Source organism: Streptomyces sp. NPDC053493 (assembly GCF_044544825.1).
Classification (GTDB): Bacteria; Actinomycetota; Actinomycetes; order Streptomycetales; family Streptomycetaceae; genus Streptomyces.
The window spans coordinates 301,738-319,255 of record NZ_JBITXS010000008.1 but is presented as its reverse complement, the minus strand read 5'-3'; the positions used below and the strand labels follow the sequence as shown (position 1 = coordinate 319,255).

General features: G+C 75.0%; 18 protein-coding genes. 11 read left to right on the top strand and 7 right to left on the bottom strand.

Annotated features, from left to right (window positions below; all coding sequences use genetic code 11):
- Positions 1-35: 35 nt before the first annotated feature.
- Positions 36-311: a hypothetical protein gene (locus tag ACIGO8_RS23940; protein WP_399734141.1), complete on the bottom strand. Its 276-nt coding sequence runs from the start codon at positions 309-311 to the stop codon at positions 36-38.
- Positions 312-495: 184 nt separating this feature from the next.
- On the opposite strand from ACIGO8_RS23940, the gene ACIGO8_RS23935 reads away from it, so the two are divergent.
- Positions 496-855: an arsenate reductase family protein gene (locus tag ACIGO8_RS23935; protein ID WP_399734138.1), complete on the top strand. Its 360-nt coding sequence runs from the start codon at positions 496-498 to the stop codon at positions 853-855.
- A 34-nt stretch (positions 856-889) separates the two neighbouring features.
- Here the strand turns inward: ACIGO8_RS23935 and ACIGO8_RS23930 are convergent, their stop codons facing one another.
- A complete protein-coding gene (locus ACIGO8_RS23930; protein ID WP_399734136.1) occupies positions 890-1,747 on the bottom strand; it encodes an alpha/beta fold hydrolase in 858 nt (285 codons plus the stop codon).
- 89 nt (positions 1,748-1,836) lie between these two features.
- The gene (locus ACIGO8_RS23925) at positions 1,837-2,757 is read right to left on the bottom strand and encodes a Gfo/Idh/MocA family protein (protein WP_399734133.1); all 921 of its coding nucleotides are present in this window, start codon (positions 2,755-2,757) and stop codon (positions 1,837-1,839) included.
- 385 nt (positions 2,758-3,142) lie between these two features.
- On the opposite strand from ACIGO8_RS23925, the gene ACIGO8_RS23920 reads away from it, so the two are divergent.
- The 4 genes from ACIGO8_RS23920 to ACIGO8_RS23905 all read left to right on the top strand — a co-directional run bounded on the left by ACIGO8_RS23920 (position 3,143) and on the right by ACIGO8_RS23905 (position 7,931).
- Positions 3,143-4,600 carry a hypothetical protein gene (locus tag ACIGO8_RS23920; protein ID WP_399734130.1) on the top strand — a complete coding sequence of 486 codons (1,458 nt, stop codon included), beginning with the start codon at positions 3,143-3,145 and terminating at the stop codon, positions 4,598-4,600.
- Complete coding sequence (locus ACIGO8_RS23915) at positions 4,597-5,736, top strand: ARPP-2 domain-containing protein (protein ID WP_399734127.1); 1,140 nt, start codon at positions 4,597-4,599, stop codon at positions 5,734-5,736. The genes ACIGO8_RS23920 and ACIGO8_RS23915 overlap by 4 nt, the downstream gene beginning before the upstream one ends.
- Before the next feature lie 271 nt (positions 5,737-6,007).
- Positions 6,008-7,039, top strand: coding sequence for a glutamine synthetase (gene glnII / locus ACIGO8_RS23910; protein ID WP_399734124.1), 1,032 nt, complete (start codon positions 6,008-6,010; stop codon positions 7,037-7,039).
- 364 nt (positions 7,040-7,403) lie between these two features.
- Entirely contained in the window at positions 7,404-7,931 is a 528-nt protein-coding gene (locus ACIGO8_RS23905; RefSeq protein ID WP_399734121.1) for a winged helix-turn-helix domain-containing protein, read from the top strand.
- A 4-nt stretch (positions 7,932-7,935) separates the two neighbouring features.
- On the opposite strand, the gene ACIGO8_RS23900 is transcribed toward ACIGO8_RS23905, so the two are convergent.
- A complete protein-coding gene (locus ACIGO8_RS23900) occupies positions 7,936-9,390 on the bottom strand; it encodes a PepSY-associated TM helix domain-containing protein (protein ID WP_399734119.1) in 1,455 nt (484 codons plus the stop codon).
- A gap of 103 nt (positions 9,391-9,493) precedes the next feature.
- The gene (locus tag ACIGO8_RS23895; RefSeq protein ID WP_399734116.1) at positions 9,494-10,354 is read right to left on the bottom strand and encodes a hypothetical protein; all 861 of its coding nucleotides are present in this window, start codon (positions 10,352-10,354) and stop codon (positions 9,494-9,496) included.
- Between the two features lie 110 nt (positions 10,355-10,464).
- On the opposite strand from ACIGO8_RS23895, the gene ACIGO8_RS23890 reads away from it, so the two are divergent.
- The 4 genes from ACIGO8_RS23890 (at position 10,465) to ACIGO8_RS23875 (ending at position 15,334) form a co-directional block, all read left to right on the top strand.
- Positions 10,465-11,265 (top strand): tyrosine-protein phosphatase, encoded by an 801-nt coding sequence (locus ACIGO8_RS23890; RefSeq protein WP_399734113.1) that lies wholly within the window; start codon positions 10,465-10,467, stop codon positions 11,263-11,265.
- Positions 11,266-11,366: 101 nt separating this feature from the next.
- Positions 11,367-13,316, top strand: a complete 1,950-nt coding sequence (locus ACIGO8_RS23885; protein WP_399734111.1) for a hypothetical protein — start codon at positions 11,367-11,369, stop codon at positions 13,314-13,316.
- 81 nt (positions 13,317-13,397) lie between these two features.
- A complete protein-coding gene (locus ACIGO8_RS23880) occupies positions 13,398-14,285 on the top strand; it encodes a metal-dependent hydrolase (RefSeq protein WP_399734108.1) in 888 nt (295 codons plus the stop codon).
- Positions 14,285-15,334: a PDR/VanB family oxidoreductase gene (locus ACIGO8_RS23875; protein ID WP_399734105.1), complete on the top strand. Its 1,050-nt coding sequence runs from the start codon at positions 14,285-14,287 to the stop codon at positions 15,332-15,334. The genes ACIGO8_RS23880 and ACIGO8_RS23875 overlap by 1 nt, the downstream gene beginning before the upstream one ends.
- A gap of 51 nt (positions 15,335-15,385) precedes the next feature.
- Here ACIGO8_RS23875 and ACIGO8_RS23870 read toward each other — a convergent pair whose 3' ends face one another.
- Positions 15,386-15,700, bottom strand: a complete 315-nt coding sequence (locus tag ACIGO8_RS23870) for a hypothetical protein (protein ID WP_399734103.1) — start codon at positions 15,698-15,700, stop codon at positions 15,386-15,388.
- 38 nt (positions 15,701-15,738) lie between these two features.
- Here ACIGO8_RS23870 and ACIGO8_RS23865 point away from each other — a divergent pair, with 38 nt between their 5' ends.
- Complete coding sequence (locus tag ACIGO8_RS23865; RefSeq protein ID WP_399734100.1) at positions 15,739-16,527, top strand: TetR/AcrR family transcriptional regulator; 789 nt, start codon at positions 15,739-15,741, stop codon at positions 16,525-16,527.
- Here the strand turns inward: ACIGO8_RS23865 and ACIGO8_RS23860 are convergent.
- A complete protein-coding gene (locus ACIGO8_RS23860) occupies positions 16,509-16,844 on the bottom strand; it encodes a 5-carboxymethyl-2-hydroxymuconate Delta-isomerase (RefSeq protein ID WP_399734097.1) in 336 nt (111 codons plus the stop codon). The genes ACIGO8_RS23865 and ACIGO8_RS23860 overlap by 19 nt on opposite strands.
- Before the next feature lie 53 nt (positions 16,845-16,897).
- On the opposite strand from ACIGO8_RS23860, the gene ACIGO8_RS23855 reads away from it, so the two are divergent.
- Positions 16,898-17,464 carry a GNAT family N-acetyltransferase gene (locus ACIGO8_RS23855; RefSeq protein ID WP_399734095.1) on the top strand — a complete coding sequence of 189 codons (567 nt, stop codon included), beginning with the start codon at positions 16,898-16,900 and terminating at the stop codon, positions 17,462-17,464.
- Positions 17,465-17,518 lie beyond the last annotated feature (54 nt).

Genomic DNA, 17,518 nt, shown 5'->3' with positions numbered 1-17,518 from the left:
CCCCCCCCCCCCGGGCCCCCCCCCCCCCGTCCGGGTCAGCGGCCGTAGCGGATCAGGGCGCGGACCATGTGGCAGGTGGTGTCGGAGGGCGGGTGGATGCCGAGCTGGGCGGCGGTGCTGCGTATCGTCGCGTTCGTCGCCCGGGAGGGCAGGTAGACGCCCGCGTCGAGCAGGGCGATCGCGAGGCGCATGGCCTTCAGCCGGCGGTTGTGGGTGACGTACCACTCGCGGGGGCGGCCCGCGGGGAGCGGCTTCCTCTGGAGCGGCTTCCAGGGTTCGAGGGACGGTGTCCGGATCATGGCGACAGCCATGGGCGACCTCCTGGCGAACGGTGGGCGGGGGCCCTCCCCGGGGCCCTCGCCTTCACCCTCGATTTTAGTGCCGACCACTGACAATCGTCCCTGGCCAGACCGGCTTTGGCGAGGTGCTCGACGGTCCGTCCGGCGGGGTGGCGGGAGGTGTCCTCGGCGGTGGGCGCGACGGTACGTTGGAGGCATGGAGATCTGGATCAACCCCGCCTGTTCCAAGTGCCGCAGCGCCCTCACCCTGCTCGACGCGGAGGGTGCCGACTACACCGTGCGCCGCTATCTGGAGGACGTGCCCTCGGCCGACGAGATCCGGGCCGTGCTCGAGCGGCTGGGACTGGAGCCGTGGGACATCACGCGGACGCAGGAGGCGGCCGCGAAGGAGCTCGGGCTCAAGGACTGGCCGCGCGACGAGGGCAGCCGGGACCGGTGGGTGGAGGCGCTGGCCGCGCATCCGAAGCTGATCCAGCGGCCCATCATCACCGCGCAGGACGGCACGGCCGTCGTCGCGCGGACCGAGGAGGCCGTGCGGGACGCGCTGTCCCGCTGAGGCCCGCCCGCCGGGCCGGCCCATTGGCCGGGCTTCAGCCGGCGAAGTGGCGGGCGACGCGGGCCTGGACGTCCGCCGGGCCGGCCATCGGGAGCGTGAAGTGGGTCGCCGTGGGCACCACCGCCGTCCGCGTGCCGGCAGCGGCGGCCCGGGCCCGGCGCTCCACCGCGGCCGGGTCGTGCACGCGGGCGCGACCGGCGATCAGCACGAGCGTCGGCGGCTTCAGGGCGGCGAGCCGCTCGGCCGTGGGCGGGCGCCCGCTCACGGGACGGACGGTGCGCAGCCCGGCACCGAGGGCGTACAGGCGCCGCCAGTCGGGATCGACGGCGCCGTCACCGCCCGTCTCCCAGTCGAGGAGCGCGGTGGCCCGGGCCGGCGTCGGGCGCAGCAGCACCGGCAGGGCGCGCAGGAGGAAGCGTGGTGCGAAGCCGGTGAAGCAGTTCGTCGGGTCCAGGAGGGCCAGCCGGCCGACCCGGTCGGGCGCGGCCAGCGCGTACCGCAGGGCGATCCAGGCGCCGTACGAATGCCCGGCGAGGCCCACCGGACCGGCGCCGGCCGGGGCGCCGAGGCCGTCGAGGAGCGCGTCGAGCCAGCCGGCCAGGTCACCGGCGGTACGGATCGGGCGCCCCGGCTCCGGAACGCTGCGGCCCGGCTCGCCGACCAGGTCCACGGCGTGGACGCGGTGGGTGGCGCCGAGCGCGGCGGCCGTGCCGTACCAGCTGGTGGCGGTGGCGCCGCCGCCCGGCAGCAGCAGGACGGGCGGGGCGTCGGTCGGGCCGTGGCTGATGACATGGGTCGCCCCGAACGGCGTGGGCACCAGCGCGGTGGAGGTGGCCCGGGGCCACTTCGCGAGCACGGCGTCGTAGGCCAGGTCGAACGATTCCCGCGTCATGCGCGCCCCCTCCGCCTTCTGCCCCCGGCCGGGGCCGGGACTCAACGGCCAACCTACCGCCGCCACTTCGGGCTTCGGGCGGCGGGTGGTCAGGCGGGCGTCTCCGCCGCCGCGTGCGCGGCGGACTCGGCCTGGGCGAGGATCTCGGTGAGCCGCGCCCCGAAGCGGGCGTCGCACGGATGCGGCGTGCCGGTGCGTATGGACTCCAGGAGCGCGTCCACGGCACCGCCGAAGGCGTCCAGGGCGCCCTCCCAGCCGGGCATCGTCACCCGCCCGTGCTCGCCGTACAGCGAGAGCGCGGCCTCCGACGCCCCGGGCGGGGCGCTGAGGGTGAGGGTCGCCGTGCTGCTCGCGCCCGAGGTGTGACGCAGCACCAGATGCCGGGTGTCCGCAGCGCCGGCGGCGCAGGTGACCGAGGTGACGTCGCCGAGGACCGGCAGGAGGACGGACAGGACGTGCGGGCCGACGTCCCACAGGCCGCCCTTCTCGCGGCGCCAGGGCGAGGCCGCGTAGGCACTGGACGAGCCGGGAGCGAAGAGGGAGCCCAGCCAGTGGGCCTCGCCGAGGAACCAGCCGCCGGCCGCCGCCTGTTCGTCGATCCACCGGGCCGTGGGCTCGGCGAAGCGGAGCGTGCAGAAGACGACGGAGGAGACCTCGGCCAGCTCGGCCGCGCCGGCCACCTCCTGGGCCGCCTCGACCGTCGTGGCCACCGGCTTGTCCAGAAGCAGATGGCAGCCCATGGCGGCGGCGCGGACGGCGAGCGGGGCCTGGACGTCCGGAGGCAGGGCGAAGGCGACGGCGTCGCTCGCCTCGAAGACGTCCTCGACGTCGTCGAAGGCGGTCGTGCCGAAGGCCTCGGCCAGCTCGGCCGCCGCCTCGGGGCGTCTGCCCCACACCCCGCAGAACTCCACGCCCGGATGCGCCGCGAGCGCGGGCGCGTGGGTGCGCTCGGCCCAGGGGCCGGTGCCGAGGAGAGCGATACGGGTCTTCGCGCCGGGGAGCTTCGTCATGCCCTCCAGTCTGCCGGGCCGGGCCACCGGACGAATCCGGGATCCCCCCGACCCGCCCCTGGCCCGCCCCCGAGCGCACGCCCGGGGCGCGCCCCGCACCCGCCTGACCGCCCCCACCTCGACACGGCACCGGCCGTCCGGCGCCCCCGCTCACGGCCCCCGGCCGCCCGGCCACCCGGCCGCCCCCTCGCCGCTCGCCGCTCGCCGCTCGCCGCTCGCCGCTCGCCGCTGGAAAACCCGGTGGACCGCCGCCCCTCCCCCGGTGTTAGCGTTCCCCCGCCGGCCGCGGGACTCCGGCGCGACTTCCGGGACCTGCCTCTGAAGCAACGTATTCGCTGTTCGCGCCCCCATTCCCCGGCCGGCATCCGTGGGGAAGGAGCGAAGGATGTCCGATCTCGTCGCCGCCGAGGACGTCCTGCTCTTCGTCAACGCCGCGGTCACGGCCACCGGACAGCGCGAGTTCCGTACCTCCGCCGAGGAACAGCGGCTGTCCCTCGCCTTCGTGCACGAGTACGTACGCGTCAACTACCGACCGCTCTACGCCGCCGCGCTCGCGCTCGACATCAACGACCACAACGCCGCCCTGATCGCCGAGCAGTTGCTGCGCACCCCGCACGAGGCCGGGCCGGGCGAGGGACGGCTGATCGCCGCGCGGCTCGCGAAGCTGCCGCCGCAGCGCGTCTACCGGCTGTTCCGCCGGCTGCGCGCCGCCGGAGTCAACAACCGGCGCACCCGGGCCCTGATGCGCGACTGGCTCGCGGCCCGGCCCGATCTCGCCCACGACGCCGTGAAGTACCGGCCCGGTCTGAAGGCCGCCCTCCGCCACACCCATCTGCCGCTGCCCGGCGGCCCCGGGACCGGAGCCGCGACCGGAGCCGAGGCCACGGCCGAGACCGCGGCCGAGACCGGTGACTTCCTCTTCGCGCCCGGGCGGCGCACCCGCTACGCGCACCCCACCCTCGAGGCGTACCGGAAGGCGCACTACGAGCACGGCGAGGGCTCGGCGCTGTACGAGCTGCCGTTCACCGTCGCCGAGGGCTTCGCCGCGCGGCACGGAGTGGACCGCGAGGAGTTCCTGCGGCGCATCGCGCCGCGGATGACGCGCCTGGAGCGGCTGCGGGCCCGGCCTGGCGGGGCCGGGCTTTCCGGGATGCCGCTGACCCGGCTCGCGCTGTACGTGCTGTCTCTCCCCTTCGGGGAGAGAAGGGAGCGGCGTGCCGAGCTGACCGGGGCGCTGCGCGCGGCCGCGCGGCGGGTGGCCGGGCCGCACGCCGGGAGCTGGGGCCGGGTGGCGGCGGTGCTGGACGACAGCTGGTCGTCGTCGGGTTCGGCGGTGAAGCGGCGCCGTCCGCTGGCCGTCGCGCTCGGCTGCCACTTCCTCCTGGAGGCGCTGGCCGCGCCCGGCGCGTACACGGCGCACTGGACCTCCGGCGCCCGCGACCCGCTGCTCGTCCGGCCCTTCGGCGCCACTCCGCTCGGCGCGCGGATCCTCGACGCCCTGGAGCACACGCCCGAGCGGCTGCTGATCGTGTCGGACGGCTGGGACAACGCGCCGCCCGGGCTGGCCGGTGAGGTGCTGCGGGTGTGGCGGACGCGGCTGGATCCGGAGCGCCGGACCGGTGTCGTGCACGTGAACCCCGTATACGACGCGGACGTCTTCGACGTGCGCCGGCTGGCGCCCGGGGTGCCGACGGCCGGGATCCGGGACGCGGAGGATCTGCCCGCTCTGGTGGAGATCGCCCGGTTCGCGGAGGGCCGGGAGGGCCTGGCCGCGCTGCGGGCTTATCTGGACCGGCGGGTGGAGCTGTTCCTGAGCGCGTCGGGCGAGGAGGCGGGGACATGACGCGGATCGATCTGACGGGGCTCGCCGTGCGGCCCGCGCAGGTGTGGGGCGGCGTGCGGCTCGTGCCGCTGGTGCGGGACGAGCCGGTCGCCGGACTGCGGCTGCACCGGGAGGTCTACGAGCGGGGCCACGGCTGTTTCCCGGACTCGGTCGCGCTCGCCGGCGGCATCACGTACACCTCGTACGTCCCGCACGGCTTCGTCGCCGACTGGTCGCGGACGGGCGCGGAGGCCGCCTCCTACGGGACCCGGCTCGGGACCGGCCGGCCGGCCACGGTGCCGGTGCGGCGACTGGCCCGGCGCCGCCAGGGCGAGCCGCGGCTGCGCTTCCTGCCGCTGCACCTCGCCCTGGAGGGCTATCTGGCGCTGCACTTCGGCGGGCCGTCCGTCGTCTGGGACGAGTGGTCACGGGCGGCCGTCCGCCGGGGCCTGTCGCCGCGCGCGGAGGCGGCGTACGCCGGGTGGGAGATACCGGGGCTCGCGGAGGCGCTGCGGGTGTTCGAGATCCACCCGGGGCAGTGCGGAGTGCTGCTCTACGTGGCGGACGCGCTCGCCGCGGCCTTCGCCGTCCCGCATCCCGACGACTACCTGCTGCTGCACGCCACCCTGGTGGAGGACCTGTTCGGGGAGCTGGTCCACCAGTACGCGCACTACGGTGCGCCGGTCGCCGATTTCACGGCCGCCGTGGAGAGCGGCGCCGTCCGTTCGCTCGCCGATCTGCGCCGGGCCGCGTCGGCCCAGGAGCGGGCGTGGGCGCGGGCGCACGACGGGCTGATGGCGCGGGACCTGCTGGAGACGCCGTACGCCTTCGAGCGCGTCCACGACATGGGCGGCTTCCGGCTCTACCGCTTCCTGCCGCCGTTCCTGCGCTCCGGGCAGGAGCAGCACATCGGCGAACTGATCAGCGACCGCAAGGGACGGACGGCGTATCTGAAGACGTTCCGGCTCTCGGAGAGCCAGATCCGCCGGGGCCATCTGCTGCGCCGGCTCGCGGACGCCGACTGGCACCTGGGCCGTACGGCCGAGGCGCTCGGCACCTCGTACGCGGAACTGGTGGCGCGGATCGGGCGGGCGGGGCTCGGCTCGCTGCTGAACGCGCACGTCGTCGCGCGGCGCGCGCGGGGCGAGGAGACCTGACGCACGGGACCGGGCACCGCGCGCGGGACCAGGAAAGCTGACGCGCGGGACGGGGCACCCGGGACGCGGCGCGAGGCGCGTGACGCACGCCACAGGGCGCACGGCGGGCGGGTGACCGGCGGGAAGGCCGAGTAACACGGGGTTCACAATCGGGCAACCGACGGGAAATCCCGTGTTGCGAAGCTGCGCACAGACGCAGACACCGCCACGCAGCCCTCGCACCGTCGCGAGCCGCCGCCGAGGACCCGCAGCACCCAAAGGATGAGGCCCCGTGACCTTCAAGGCTGAGTACATCTGGATCGACGGCACCGAGCCGACCGCGAAGCTTCGCTCCAAGACGAAGATCATCGCCGGCGAGGGCCTTGCCCTGGAGGACCTGCCGATCTGGGGCTTCGACGGTTCCAGCACCAACCAGGCCAAGGGCCACGCCTCGGACCGCGTCCTCAAGCCGGTCTTCTCCTGCCCGGACCCGATCCGCGGCGGCAACGACGTCCTGGTGCTGTGCGAGGTCCTCAACACGGACATGACGCCGCACGAGTCCAACACGCGTGCCGCGCTGGCCGAGGTGTACGCGAAGTACGCCGCGCAGGAGCCGATCTTCGGCATCGAGCAGGAGTACACCTTCTTCGACGGCGAGCGCCCGCTCGGCTTCCCGGTCGGCGGCTTCCCGGCCCCGCAGGGCGGCTACTACTGCGGCGTCGGCGCGGACGAGATCTTCGGCCGTGACGTCGTCGAGGCGCACCTGGAGAACTGCCTCCAGGCGGGCCTCGGCATCTCCGGCATCAACGCCGAGGTCATGCCCGGCCAGTGGGAGTTCCAGGTCGGCCCGCTGGCGCCGCTGGAGGTCGCCGACCAGCTGTGGGTGGCCCGCTGGCTGCTCTACCGCACGGCCGAGGACTTCAACGTCTCCGCGACGCTCGACCCGAAGCCGGTGAAGGGCGACTGGAACGGCGCGGGCGCGCACACCAACTTCTCCACCAAGGCGATGCGCGAGGGCTACGACGCGATCATCACCGCCTGTGAGGCGCTGGGCGAGGGCTCGAAGCCGCTCGACCACGTCAAGAACTACGGCGCGGGCATCGACGACCGCCTGACCGGCCTGCACGAGACCGCCCCGTGGGACCAGTACTCCTACGGCGTCTCCGACCGCGGCGCCTCGGTCCGCATCCCGTGGCAGGTCGAGCAGGACCGGAAGGGCTACATCGAGGACCGCCGCCCGAACGCGAACGTGGACCCGTACACGGTGACCCGCCTGCTGGTGGACACCTGCTGCGAGGCCCTGGAGAAGGCCGGCCAGGTCTGATCCGCGCGCTTCCCACGCTCTTCCGGAAGGGGCGCCCACCGTTCGTACGGTGGGCGCCCCTTCCGGCATGTGGGAAGGACGACACGGGTTTTGGCGCACCGGGGACTGCCCACGAGGTTTCCCTCCTGGTTTAATAGGGATATGGCCAGCATCCAGAACGACACCGCGAAGGGTCGCACCGACCTCGAGCCGTTCTGGCCTTCCCGCCAGCACCACGACTTCGACCGGTGCTGTCGGCGCGTGAGGAACGCGTCGGCCCTCTAAAGCCCGCGACCGGCGGATTCCGGTCGTCCGGCCTTCGGCCGCCGCGCATGACGTACGACGCCCTGTCCGTCCGTAACTCGCGCGAAAGAGCTGAGCTTTCATGGCCCACACCCAGGCTGCCGCCCACACCGCCACCCTCACCGCCCTGCGTCCCCGGCTGCGCGCCGTCGATCCCGACGAGGTCGCCGGGCTCGGCCGGGTCGCCGACTTCCTGCCGCCCGGTGCCACGCTCCTGCCCGCCCCGCAGCACGCGCTGCCGACGCTGCCCGGGCGTCCGCCGATGGTCGGGTACCTCGTGCTGCTGCCCGCCGACCAGCAGCCGCCGGCCGCCCCGACGGTCGTCGAGCAGGGCCCGGTGGCGATCGACAGCGTGCAGCGGATCGCCCACGTCGACGGGCGGGCGCTCGATCTGACGTATCTCGAGTTCGAACTGCTCGCCCACCTCGTCGCCCACCCGCACCGGGTCCACACCCGTGACCAGCTGGTCACCACGGTGTGGGGGTACGGGCACGTGGGCGACGGCCGGACCGTGGACGTGCACGTGGCGCGGCTGCGCCGCAAGCTGGGCGCCGAGCACCGCCGCACGATCCAGACCGTGCGGCGGGTCGGCTACAAGTACGCCCCCTGAGCCGTCAGGCGGCCGTTCGCCTCGTCCTCGACCTCGTCCGCGCGACGAACGCGAGGACGAGGTCGACGGCCAGGAACGCCGCGAGGCTGAGGCCGAGCAGCGGCACGAACCAGCCCACCAGCACCGTCACGGCGAGCAGCGGCAGGAGCTGCGCCGGCGGGATCCGGCGCCAGGTGCCGCGCGCGACCGGGCGGCCCGGGCGGCGCAGCCACCACATGCGGTAGCCCCAGACGATCAGCAGGATCAGGGCCAGAGCGAGCGCGGCGAGCGCCAGCTGGTTGAACAGGCCCAGGAACACGCCCATGTGGGCGTCGATGCCGATCCGGGTCAGCTGGGCGAGCAGCGGGTAGTCGGCGAAGCGGAGTTCGTCGAGGACGGCGCCGTCGGCCGGGTTCAGGGCGACGGAGTCCAGCTGGACCGGGAACTGCTTGTCGGTCTCCTTCACCACGTAGCCCGAGCCCTCGGCGGGCAGGACGACGGAGATCGACGGGCTGTCGATGCCCGCCGCGCGGGCCGCCTCGACCGCCTTGTCGATGCCGATGTCCGCGCCGTTCGCGGCCGGCGGTGCCGGGTGGTGGCCGGCGCCGTGGCCCGCGTGCTCACCGCCCGTGCCCGCGCCGCCCGCGCCGCCCGCGCCGCCCGCACCGCCGGTGACGGCGGCCGAGAGCGTCGGCGTCGCGCCGCCGAGCCGGTCCTGGACGGTGCCTATGTTCTCGCCCGCGTAACGCGACCAGGTCAGACCGGTGGCGGACAGGGCGACGAGCCCGGCCACGGCCCACAGGCCGACCGTGCCGTGCCAGGAGAGGGTGCGTCGGCGCGACTTCGGGCCGCGCTCGGGCAGGAACAGGGCGCGGCGGTTCGTCCGGCGCCGGCCGACCCAGAGCAGCAGGCCGCCGAGCGCGACCACCCACAGCCAGCTGGCGGCCAGTTCGCTGTAGTTGCGGCCGAGTTCGCCGAGGTGCAGGTCGACGTGGAAGGTGGACAGCCAGGTGCGCAGCGGAAGCGCGCCGGAGCTGCCGTAGCTGGGCAGCTGTCCGCGGACGTCGCCGGTGTACGGGTCGACGAAGACGGCGAGCGAGGTGCCCTCGGGCGCGTCCGGGTCGGCCATGAGGACGCGGGTGGTGGCGCCGGGTTCGGCGCCGGGCCAGACGGCGGTGACGGTGCCGTCGCCGTTGGCGGCGCGGGCGGCCTCGACCTGGCGGGCGAGCGGCAGGGTCGTGGCGTGCTCCGGTACCGGGACTTCGAGCTCGTGCGCGTACACCACCTTCTCGGCCGGGAAGGAGAGCGCGTAGAGCAGTCCGCTGACGGCGGCCACGAGGAGGAACGGGGCGACGAGGACGCCTGCGTAGAAGTGGAGGCGCAGGACGAGCGGGCGCAGGGCGGCCCAGCCGCGCGGTCGCTGCCGCTCGTCGGAGGAGACCGGCGCCGTTTCCGGGCGCGCGAGGTCGTCGATGGTCATGACGGTCCTTGAGGTCGGTGTCGTCCGCCGGCGGTCGGTGGTCGGTGGTCGCGCTCGATGCGCGACGGCGGCCGACGGCCGGCAGGGGGAAGCGGCCCCCAGGTCAGACGAACGGGACTCCGAGGGCCGTGGCACGGGATGCGGGCGGGCGGGGCGGGCCGCGCCGGGAGACGGTGTGCGCGAGGACGACGCCGTGCAGGCGGCGGGTGTGCGGGCGCGGGCGTACGGCGCGGCGGGGCGGCCGGGCGGGTACGAGGACCCGGGCGGCGGCGAGCAGCAGGCGCAGCGGGGCCGCGGCGCGGGCGCCGACGGTCCGGGCGAGCGCGAACAGCGCGGCCTCGCCCCGGGCGAGCCAGAGGCCGCAGGCGAGGGCGGCGAGCAGGTGGGCGGCGAGCATCCCGGATCCGGAGCCGCCGCCCATGGTGTGCGTCATGTGGCCGGCGTGGGCCATGTGCCCGGCGTGCGCCGCGTGGGCCGCGTGAGCCGCGTGGGTCAGGAACGGGTCGGCGAGCACGGCGGACGGCAGCCCGGAGGCGGCCTCGGCGACCGCGCCCGTCACCTCCGGCGCGCCGTTCACGCCGCTCATGCCGTTCACGCCGCTCATGCCCGGCATGCCGTCCATGGAATGCGTGCCGGGCAGGCCGCTCAGGGTGTTCGTACCCGGCATCCACGCCCTGCCGGGCGCACCCGCCGCCCCCGTGCCCTTCTCCGTCAGCCCGAACAGCAGGTGCAGGACTCCCTGCACCGCCGTCAGACCGGTGGCGACGGCCACCGGGCCACGCCGCCGGCCCGCCGCCGACCAGGCGAGGACGGCCGTCACGGCGAAGGCGGCGGCCAGAGCGGCGAAGGGGATCCGGTGGGCGGACATGGACGAGTGGCCCACCGCCGCCAGGGTGACGCACACCGCCGCGAAGAGTGCGGCCCGCAGGGCGCGCAGCGGCGAGCGGGCGTGCGTCATGGTCATGGTGAGGACATGCTGTCATCCCCCCACCGCGCACGAGCGACCGCCTCCCGCGACCATCGGTTACGGTGCACAGGAAGTACGGTTCGTACCGTTTCCGGAGGAGTCGACGCATGCCCGCCATCCCCGCCACGACCGTCGCCAACCTCCGTGACCTGGGCACGCTCCCGCTCGGCGAGGGCCGCAGCGTGCGGGAGGGCCTGGTCTTCCGCTCCGGTCAGCTCGACCGGCTCGACCCGGCCGAGTCCGTGGTGACCGCGCTCGGCATCCGTACGGTCGTCGACTTCCGTACCGCCGCCGAGCGGGCGGAGCGCCCCGACCGCGTGCCGCCGGGCGGCCGGGTGATCGTCGCGGACGTGCTCGCCGACTATCTGGCGACCAGCGGCCTGCCGCCCGCCGCGCGCCTGAAGACGCTGCTCTCCGACCCGGCGCTGGCCGAGGAGCACCTGGGCGGAGGCCGGGCGCAGGCGGCCTTCACCCGGACCTACCGGGCCTTCGTGACCAGCGACTCGGCCCGCGCCTCCTACCGGGCCTTCCTCACCGAGCTGGCCGACCCGTCCTCCGGCCCGCTGCTCTTCCACTGCACGGCCGGCAAGGACCGCACCGGCTGGGCGGCGACGATCGTGCTCGCGCTGCTCGGCGCGGACGAGGAGACGGTGACGGCGGAGTACCTGTCGGTCAATCCGGGCGTACGGGAGGCGTTCGCGCCGCTCATCGAGGGCTTCACGGCGCAGGGCGGCGACCCGGACCTGGCGCTGGCGCTGATCGGGGTGGTGCCGGAGTATCTGGAGGCGGCGCTGGACGAGGTGGCGGTGCGGCACGGGTCGATGGAGAAGTACGTACGGGAGGGCCTCGGCGTCCCGGACGAGGTGACGGACCTGATCCGCGAGCGCCTGACGGTGTACGCCGCCTGAGCCGGCCGGCCGGCCCCGCGGCAGCCGCCCGCGACCGCCGCGGCCCCGCACCGCCCGGCCGCCCGGGGTGACCATCCCATCATTCGCTCGTTCTGCTGAACGTGAGCACCCAGGAACTCGCCTCCTCCGCCGAGCCCTCGCCCGAGCCCTCCCCCGGCCCCGTCGACGTCGAGCAGGCCGAGGCCGCGCTCGTCGAGCACTATCCGCGGCTCGTCCGGATCGCCTATCTCGTCCTGCCGCCGTCCCTCGGCCGTAACCGCCGGGTGCTCACCGCGCACGCGCTGGTGCAGCGCTCGCTGCCGCGCCGGCGCATCTCGGGGACGACGGTGCCGAGGAGCCGGCGGGCGGAGGACGCGGTCGACCCGGGCTACGCGTACGTGCGGGGCGAGGTGCTGCGGCAGGCGCTGACCGCCGGACTGCCGCTGCGGCGCCGCGCGCTGCCGCGGCGGGCGCAGTTCCCGCCGCTGCTGCCGCAGGTGTGGGGACTGCGACTGTTCCCGCGCGCGGGCGGCGCCGACGAACTCGCCCTGGACCAGCGGCTGTCCGCGCTGTCCGGACCGGCCCGGGCGGCGTACGTGCTGCGCGGCCTGGAACGGCAGGGCGACCCGGAGGTGCTGCGGGTGCTGGCGGCGGCCGGCGTCGAGGACCCGGAGGCGGCGCTCGCGGAGGCGGACGGGGTCGAGGCGCAGTACGTGCTCCTGGAGTCCCCGGAGTTCGACCCGTGCTCGCTCCAGGCCCGGCCGACCGACCTGATGCGGCGGCGCCAGCACGGCAAGGCGGTGCTCGCGGCGGCCGCGGCGGCCGTGGTGTGCGGGGCGCTGCTGGGGCTGCCGGGCGACGGCTGGGGCAGAAACGGTGCTGCGGCCCCGTCGTACGCCCGTAACCCGGCGGCGGAGGCGGCACTCGACCCGGCCGGCCTGAAGCGGGTCGGGCCGACGGACTGGCGGGTGTCGTCCCGTACGGACTTCACGGTGTGGCCGGCCCGCGGCGAACTCACCGGCGACAGCGCGCTGCTGCGGCGGGCGCTGGCCGTGTGGGCGCGGCCCGGGCCGAGCGTGCGGGCGTCGGCGACGCCCGGGACGCCGCCGGGACCGCCGATGGGTTCGCCGCAGCTGCTGTTCGCGGGCCGGGTGGACGCGGCGCGCGTGGTGCTGTTCCACGACGGGCTGCGGGTGGTGCGCTACGCCGAGCCGGTGGACGACACGAGCGGCGCGGCGCTCGACTTCGCCCGTACGGACGGGGCGGACGCGGTCGGCTCCGCGGCGCTCGTGGTGTCGCGGGCGGCGGGCAACGTGCGGTACGTGACGGCGCCGTGGGTGCGGGAGGCGGCGGTGCGGGACCTGCTGGCGCCGGGCGAGGCGGCGCGGGTGCTGGCGCGGGACGCGTACGGCGTGACGGAGCCGATGCCGAGCCCGATGACCGCGCGGGCCGGGACGTGCACGAGCTGGAGCGCGTTGCAGGTGCGCGACGGGTCGGGCGTGCGGCTGCTGGCCGACCTGGGCGAACTGGCTCCGGCCCGGCTGACGGCGGGCGCGCCGGCGCGGCCCGTGGACGTGGCCGACGCTCCGGGCGCGGCGGGGCGGGCGGAGTGGGCGCGGACCGCGTGCCGGCTGCCGGAGCTCGCCTCGCGCGGGGTGCGGGCCGTCAACGCGTGGGCGTACGCGGCGCAGCAGCTGCCGGAAGGCGGCGGGCGGGCCGAGTGGTCGTGCGTACGGGCGGAGACCTGGCGCGGCACCGGTAGCCGCAGCCTCGCCCTCTTCCACGCCCCGGGCGCTCCCGCCGGCACACCGGCGCTCGCCGCCCGCTCCGAGGGCTCCCTGGCGTGCGGCGCGCGGGAGGCGCGGGTGCTGGCGGGCGTGGTGTGGCAGTCGAGGGCCGGCCAGTGGTACGTGGTGGCGGCGGGCTCGCCGGACTTCGCGTCGCTGGTGCTGTCGGGCGGAGTGCGAGCGCGGAGCGAAGGGCATGTGCTGGCGGTGCGGGCGGCGCCGGGGAACCGGGCGGAGCTGACGGGCACGCTCGCGGACGGCACCCGCCTCACCGCGCTGCGCTGACTTGGCCGGCCGGGTCCCCGCGCCCGAAAAAGCGCGTGCAGGGCTCTGGCCGGAGCGCGTACCGGTCAGTACATTGACGCCATGTCTAATACGCAGCCCGCACCGGTGGCGGCGGAGCACATCGAGCTCAAGGCTCGCAAGGTCTCCTTCGACTGGGAGAAGACGCCGCTTCACTGGGTGCCAGGAGATCCGTTCACCACGCACACCATCAACGTGCTGCACCTGCTGCTCCCGGCCGGCGAACGCTGGTTCGTGCACGTCTACAAGCAGGCCCTGCCGTACATCACGGACGACCGGCTGCGCGAGGACGTCATCGGCTTCATCGGCCAGGAGGCGGTGCACTCGCAGGCCCACGACGACGTGCTGCCGCACCTCAAGAAGCTGGGCCTCGACCCCACGCCGTACACCGCCCAGGTCGACTGGTTCTTCGAGAAGCTGCTCGGTGACCGGACCCTGCCGCCCGGCCGGCCGCGGCGCTGGTGGCTGATGGAGCGGGTCGCGCTGATCGCCGCCATCGAGCACTACACCGCCTTCCTCGGCAACTGGGTGCTCAACGCCGAGGAGCTCGACCGCGTCGGCGCCGACCCGGTCATGCTCGACCTGCTGCGCTGGCACGGCGCCGAGGAGGTCGAGCACCGCTCGGTCGCCTTCGAGCTGTTCCTGCACCTCGACGGCGGCTACCGGCGACGCGCCCGCACCTGGGCGCTCGCCTTCTCCGCGCTCGTGTTCCTCTGGCAGCGCGGTGTCCGCTTCTTCATGGCGAACGACCCGACGATCCTCGACGCCAAACCGTCCGTCGGCCAGTTCGTCCGCAAGGGCCGCGAAGGCGTGCTGCCGTCGACACCCGACATGCTGCGCTCCATCCCCCGCTATCTCAGCCGGAGTTACCACCCCACCCAGGAGGGCTCCACCGCCCAGGCCGCGGCCTATCTCGCCGGCTCTCCCGGCGCCAACGGAGGCCGTGTCTGATGCGTGTGCGCACCGTCGTTCTCGTCGCGGGAGCCGCGCTCCTCGCCAAGCGGGCGTTGCGGCGCCGCGTCGACGCCTCGCCGCTGTGGCCGATGCCCGCCCTGGACGAGCCGATCTCCGGCCGCGGCCGGCTCGCCACCGTCACCCGCCGCGTCCTCGTCGCCGCCCGCACCGAACCCGCCGACGGCGTGGTCCAGCTGCGCCTGGAGGGCGAGCAACTGCCCGCCTGGCAGCCGGGCGCGCACCTCGACCTCGTGCTGCCCTCCGGCACCGTGCGCCAGTACTCGCTCTGCGGCGACCCGGCCGACACCGGCGCGTACACCGTGGCCGTACGCCTCGTCGAGGACGGCCGCGGCGGCTCGCGCGAGGTCCACGAGCAGCTCCACGTGGGTACGGAGATCGAGATCCGCGGGCCGCGCAACCGCTTCCCGCTCGCACACGCGCCCTCCTACGTCTTCGTCGCCGGCGGCATCGGCATCACGCCCGTCCTCCCGATGGTGCGCGCCGCCGAGGCGGCCGGAGCCGAGTGGCGGCTGCTGTACTGCGGGCGCGACCTCGCCTCCATGCCGTACGCCGAGGAGGCCGAGCGGCTCGGCCGGGGCCGCACCACCCTCGTGCCCGAGGACCGGGACGGGCGGCCCGACCTCGGCTTCCTCGGCGAACTCCCGGCCGAGACGGCCGTCTACTGCTGCGGGCCGGAGGGCCTGATGGCCGCGGTCGGCGCCGCCCTGCCCGACGGACGGCTCGCGCACCTGGAGCGCTTCACCGCCGGACCCACCGAGGGCGGCAGGCCCTTCGAGGTCGAACTGCGCCGCTCCGGGCGGACGTTGACGGTGGCCGCCGACCAGACGGTGCTGTCGGCGGTCCGCGAGGCGGTCCCGGGGCTGCTCTACTCCTGTCAGCAGGGCTTCTGCGGAACGTGCCAACAGCGGGTCGTGGCGGGCGAGATCGACCACCGCGACGAGCTGCTCACGGACGCCGAGCGCGCGGACTCCATGCTGATCTGCGTCTCGCGGTGCGCCGGCGAGCGGCTCGTCCTCGACCTGTGAGCCGCCGGCGAGGGACCGGGGACGGGCCCCTGGAAAGGGGCCCGGAAGGGATCAGGGAAGGACCAGCCAGTCCAGGGCGAACGCGGTGAGCAGCCCGCCCACCAGGAGCCAGGTGGCGAGCCGGGTCCGGCCGTTGCGGGAGAGTTCGATCACCACGCCGCAGAGGATCATGGCCAGTCCGTACACGCCGACGACGAGGACTGACGTGTGGCTCGCCAGCCGCGTCACCAGGACGGCGGCCGTCACGACGAGCAGGACCGATCCGGCGACCACCCGCGCGAGCCGGGCCTGCCTGGGCGTGAGACCGGCGGGCTCGTCCGACGGGTCCGCCGTGGTGTCCGGGGTGTCCTGCTCAGAAGCACTCATGTGCCGGGAGCGTAACGGACTCCCGTTAGGCTGTTCGCATGACGACCGGGGTACGCCGAAGGATGGGCGTCGAGGAGCGTAAACAGCAACTGATCGGGGTGGCCCTTGAGCTGTTCAGCCACCGCTCCCCCGACGACGTCTCCATCGACGAGATCGCCGCGGCCGCGGGCATCTCGCGCCCGCTGGTCTACCACTACTTCCCCGGCAAGCAGTCCCTCTACGAGGCCGCGCTGCGGCGCGCCGCCGACGAGCTGGCCGCCCGTTTCCTCGAACCGCCGGAGGGCCCGCTCGGGGCGCGGCTGCTGCGCGTGATGGGCCGGTTCTTCGACTTCGTGGACGGGCACGGGCCCGGCTTCGCGGCGCTGATGCGCGGCGGCCCGGCGGTCGGCTCGTCGACGACCAACGCGATGATCGACGAGGTGCGGCAGGCCGCGTACGAGCAGATCCTGGCCCATCTGGACGTCGACGAGCCCTCCGCCCGGCTCGAACTGGTCGTCCGTTCCTGGGTGTCGCTGGCCGAGTCGACGGCGCTGCTGTGGCTGGACGGGCGCCGGGTGCCGCGCGCGGAGCTGGAGCTCCAGCTCGTGCACGACTTCGCGGCGCTGGCGGCGGTGAGCGCCGCGTACGACGCCGGGATGGCGGAGATTCTGCTGCGGATCGTCGCCGACGAGCCGGCCGACGGGCCGTTCGGCGACCTGGTGGCCCGGCTCGCGGCGCTCGTGCCCCGGCTGCCGGGCCAGGCGCCGGACCAGGCACCCGGCCAGGCGCCGGCACCGGAGCCCGATCAGCTGCCTGACCAGCTGCCGGTTCAGCGCCGCTTGGCGTAGGACGCGTCGAGGTCACGGACCTCGGCGGACAGCGTGACGCCGGACGCGTCCTTCACGTAACCGGGCAGCAGCTCCAGGACCGCGGCCGACAGCCGCGCCTTGGCCTCCGGCGTACGGCCGGCGAGCAGCGCGATGTCGACGTGGACGAGCCCGGCCTCGCCCGCGCCGTCGCCCACCACGGTCTCCTCGACCTCGCGGAAGCTGGTCACACAGGCCTCCAGGCGCGCGTCGACCGTCTCCACGACGATCGGGTGCAGCGCGAGCGCGAAGCCGCGGCGGTCGAGCGGGGCCGAGTAGTCGACGGTGATGTGGGGCATGGGAGTCGCTCCTGCTGGTACGGATGTCAGCCCACACCTTTACGGTGATCGTCATGACGGCACAAGTGACCTTCCGGCAGGCGGACGACGGGGACCTCGACGTTCTGGTGCGGCTGCACGACGACGTGGCCCGCTGGATGACCGACCACGGGATCGAGCAGTGGAAGCCGGGCGCCCGCGGGCCCGAGCACTTCCGCCGGCGGATCGCCGAGGGCGAGGTGTGGCTCGCGCTGCTCGGCGGGCGGCCGGTCGGCGCGTACGAGCTGTGGTGGCGGGACGAGGACGTGTGGGGCCCGCAGCTGCCGGTGGCGGGCTATGTGCACCGGCTGATGACCGACCGGGAGGCGGCGCCCGCCGGGACCGGGCGGCTGCTGCTCGACCACGCGGAACGGCGCACGGCCGCCGCCGGCCGGGGCCTGGCCCGGCTGGACTGCGAGGCCGCGGACCCGCGGCTGCGGACGTACTACGAGGGCGCCGGGTACGCGGTCGTCGGACGCCTGGAGAAGGCGGCGGCGGACGGCCGCCGGTACGCGGTCGCGCTGATGGAGAAGCCGCTGACGGAGCAGCCGGTGACGCACCCGGTGGCAGAGCACCCGGTGACGGAGCAGCCGGTCGGCTGAGTCGGCCCGGGCACGCGCGAAGGCCGTGCCCCGGCGACTGCGGGGCACGGCCTT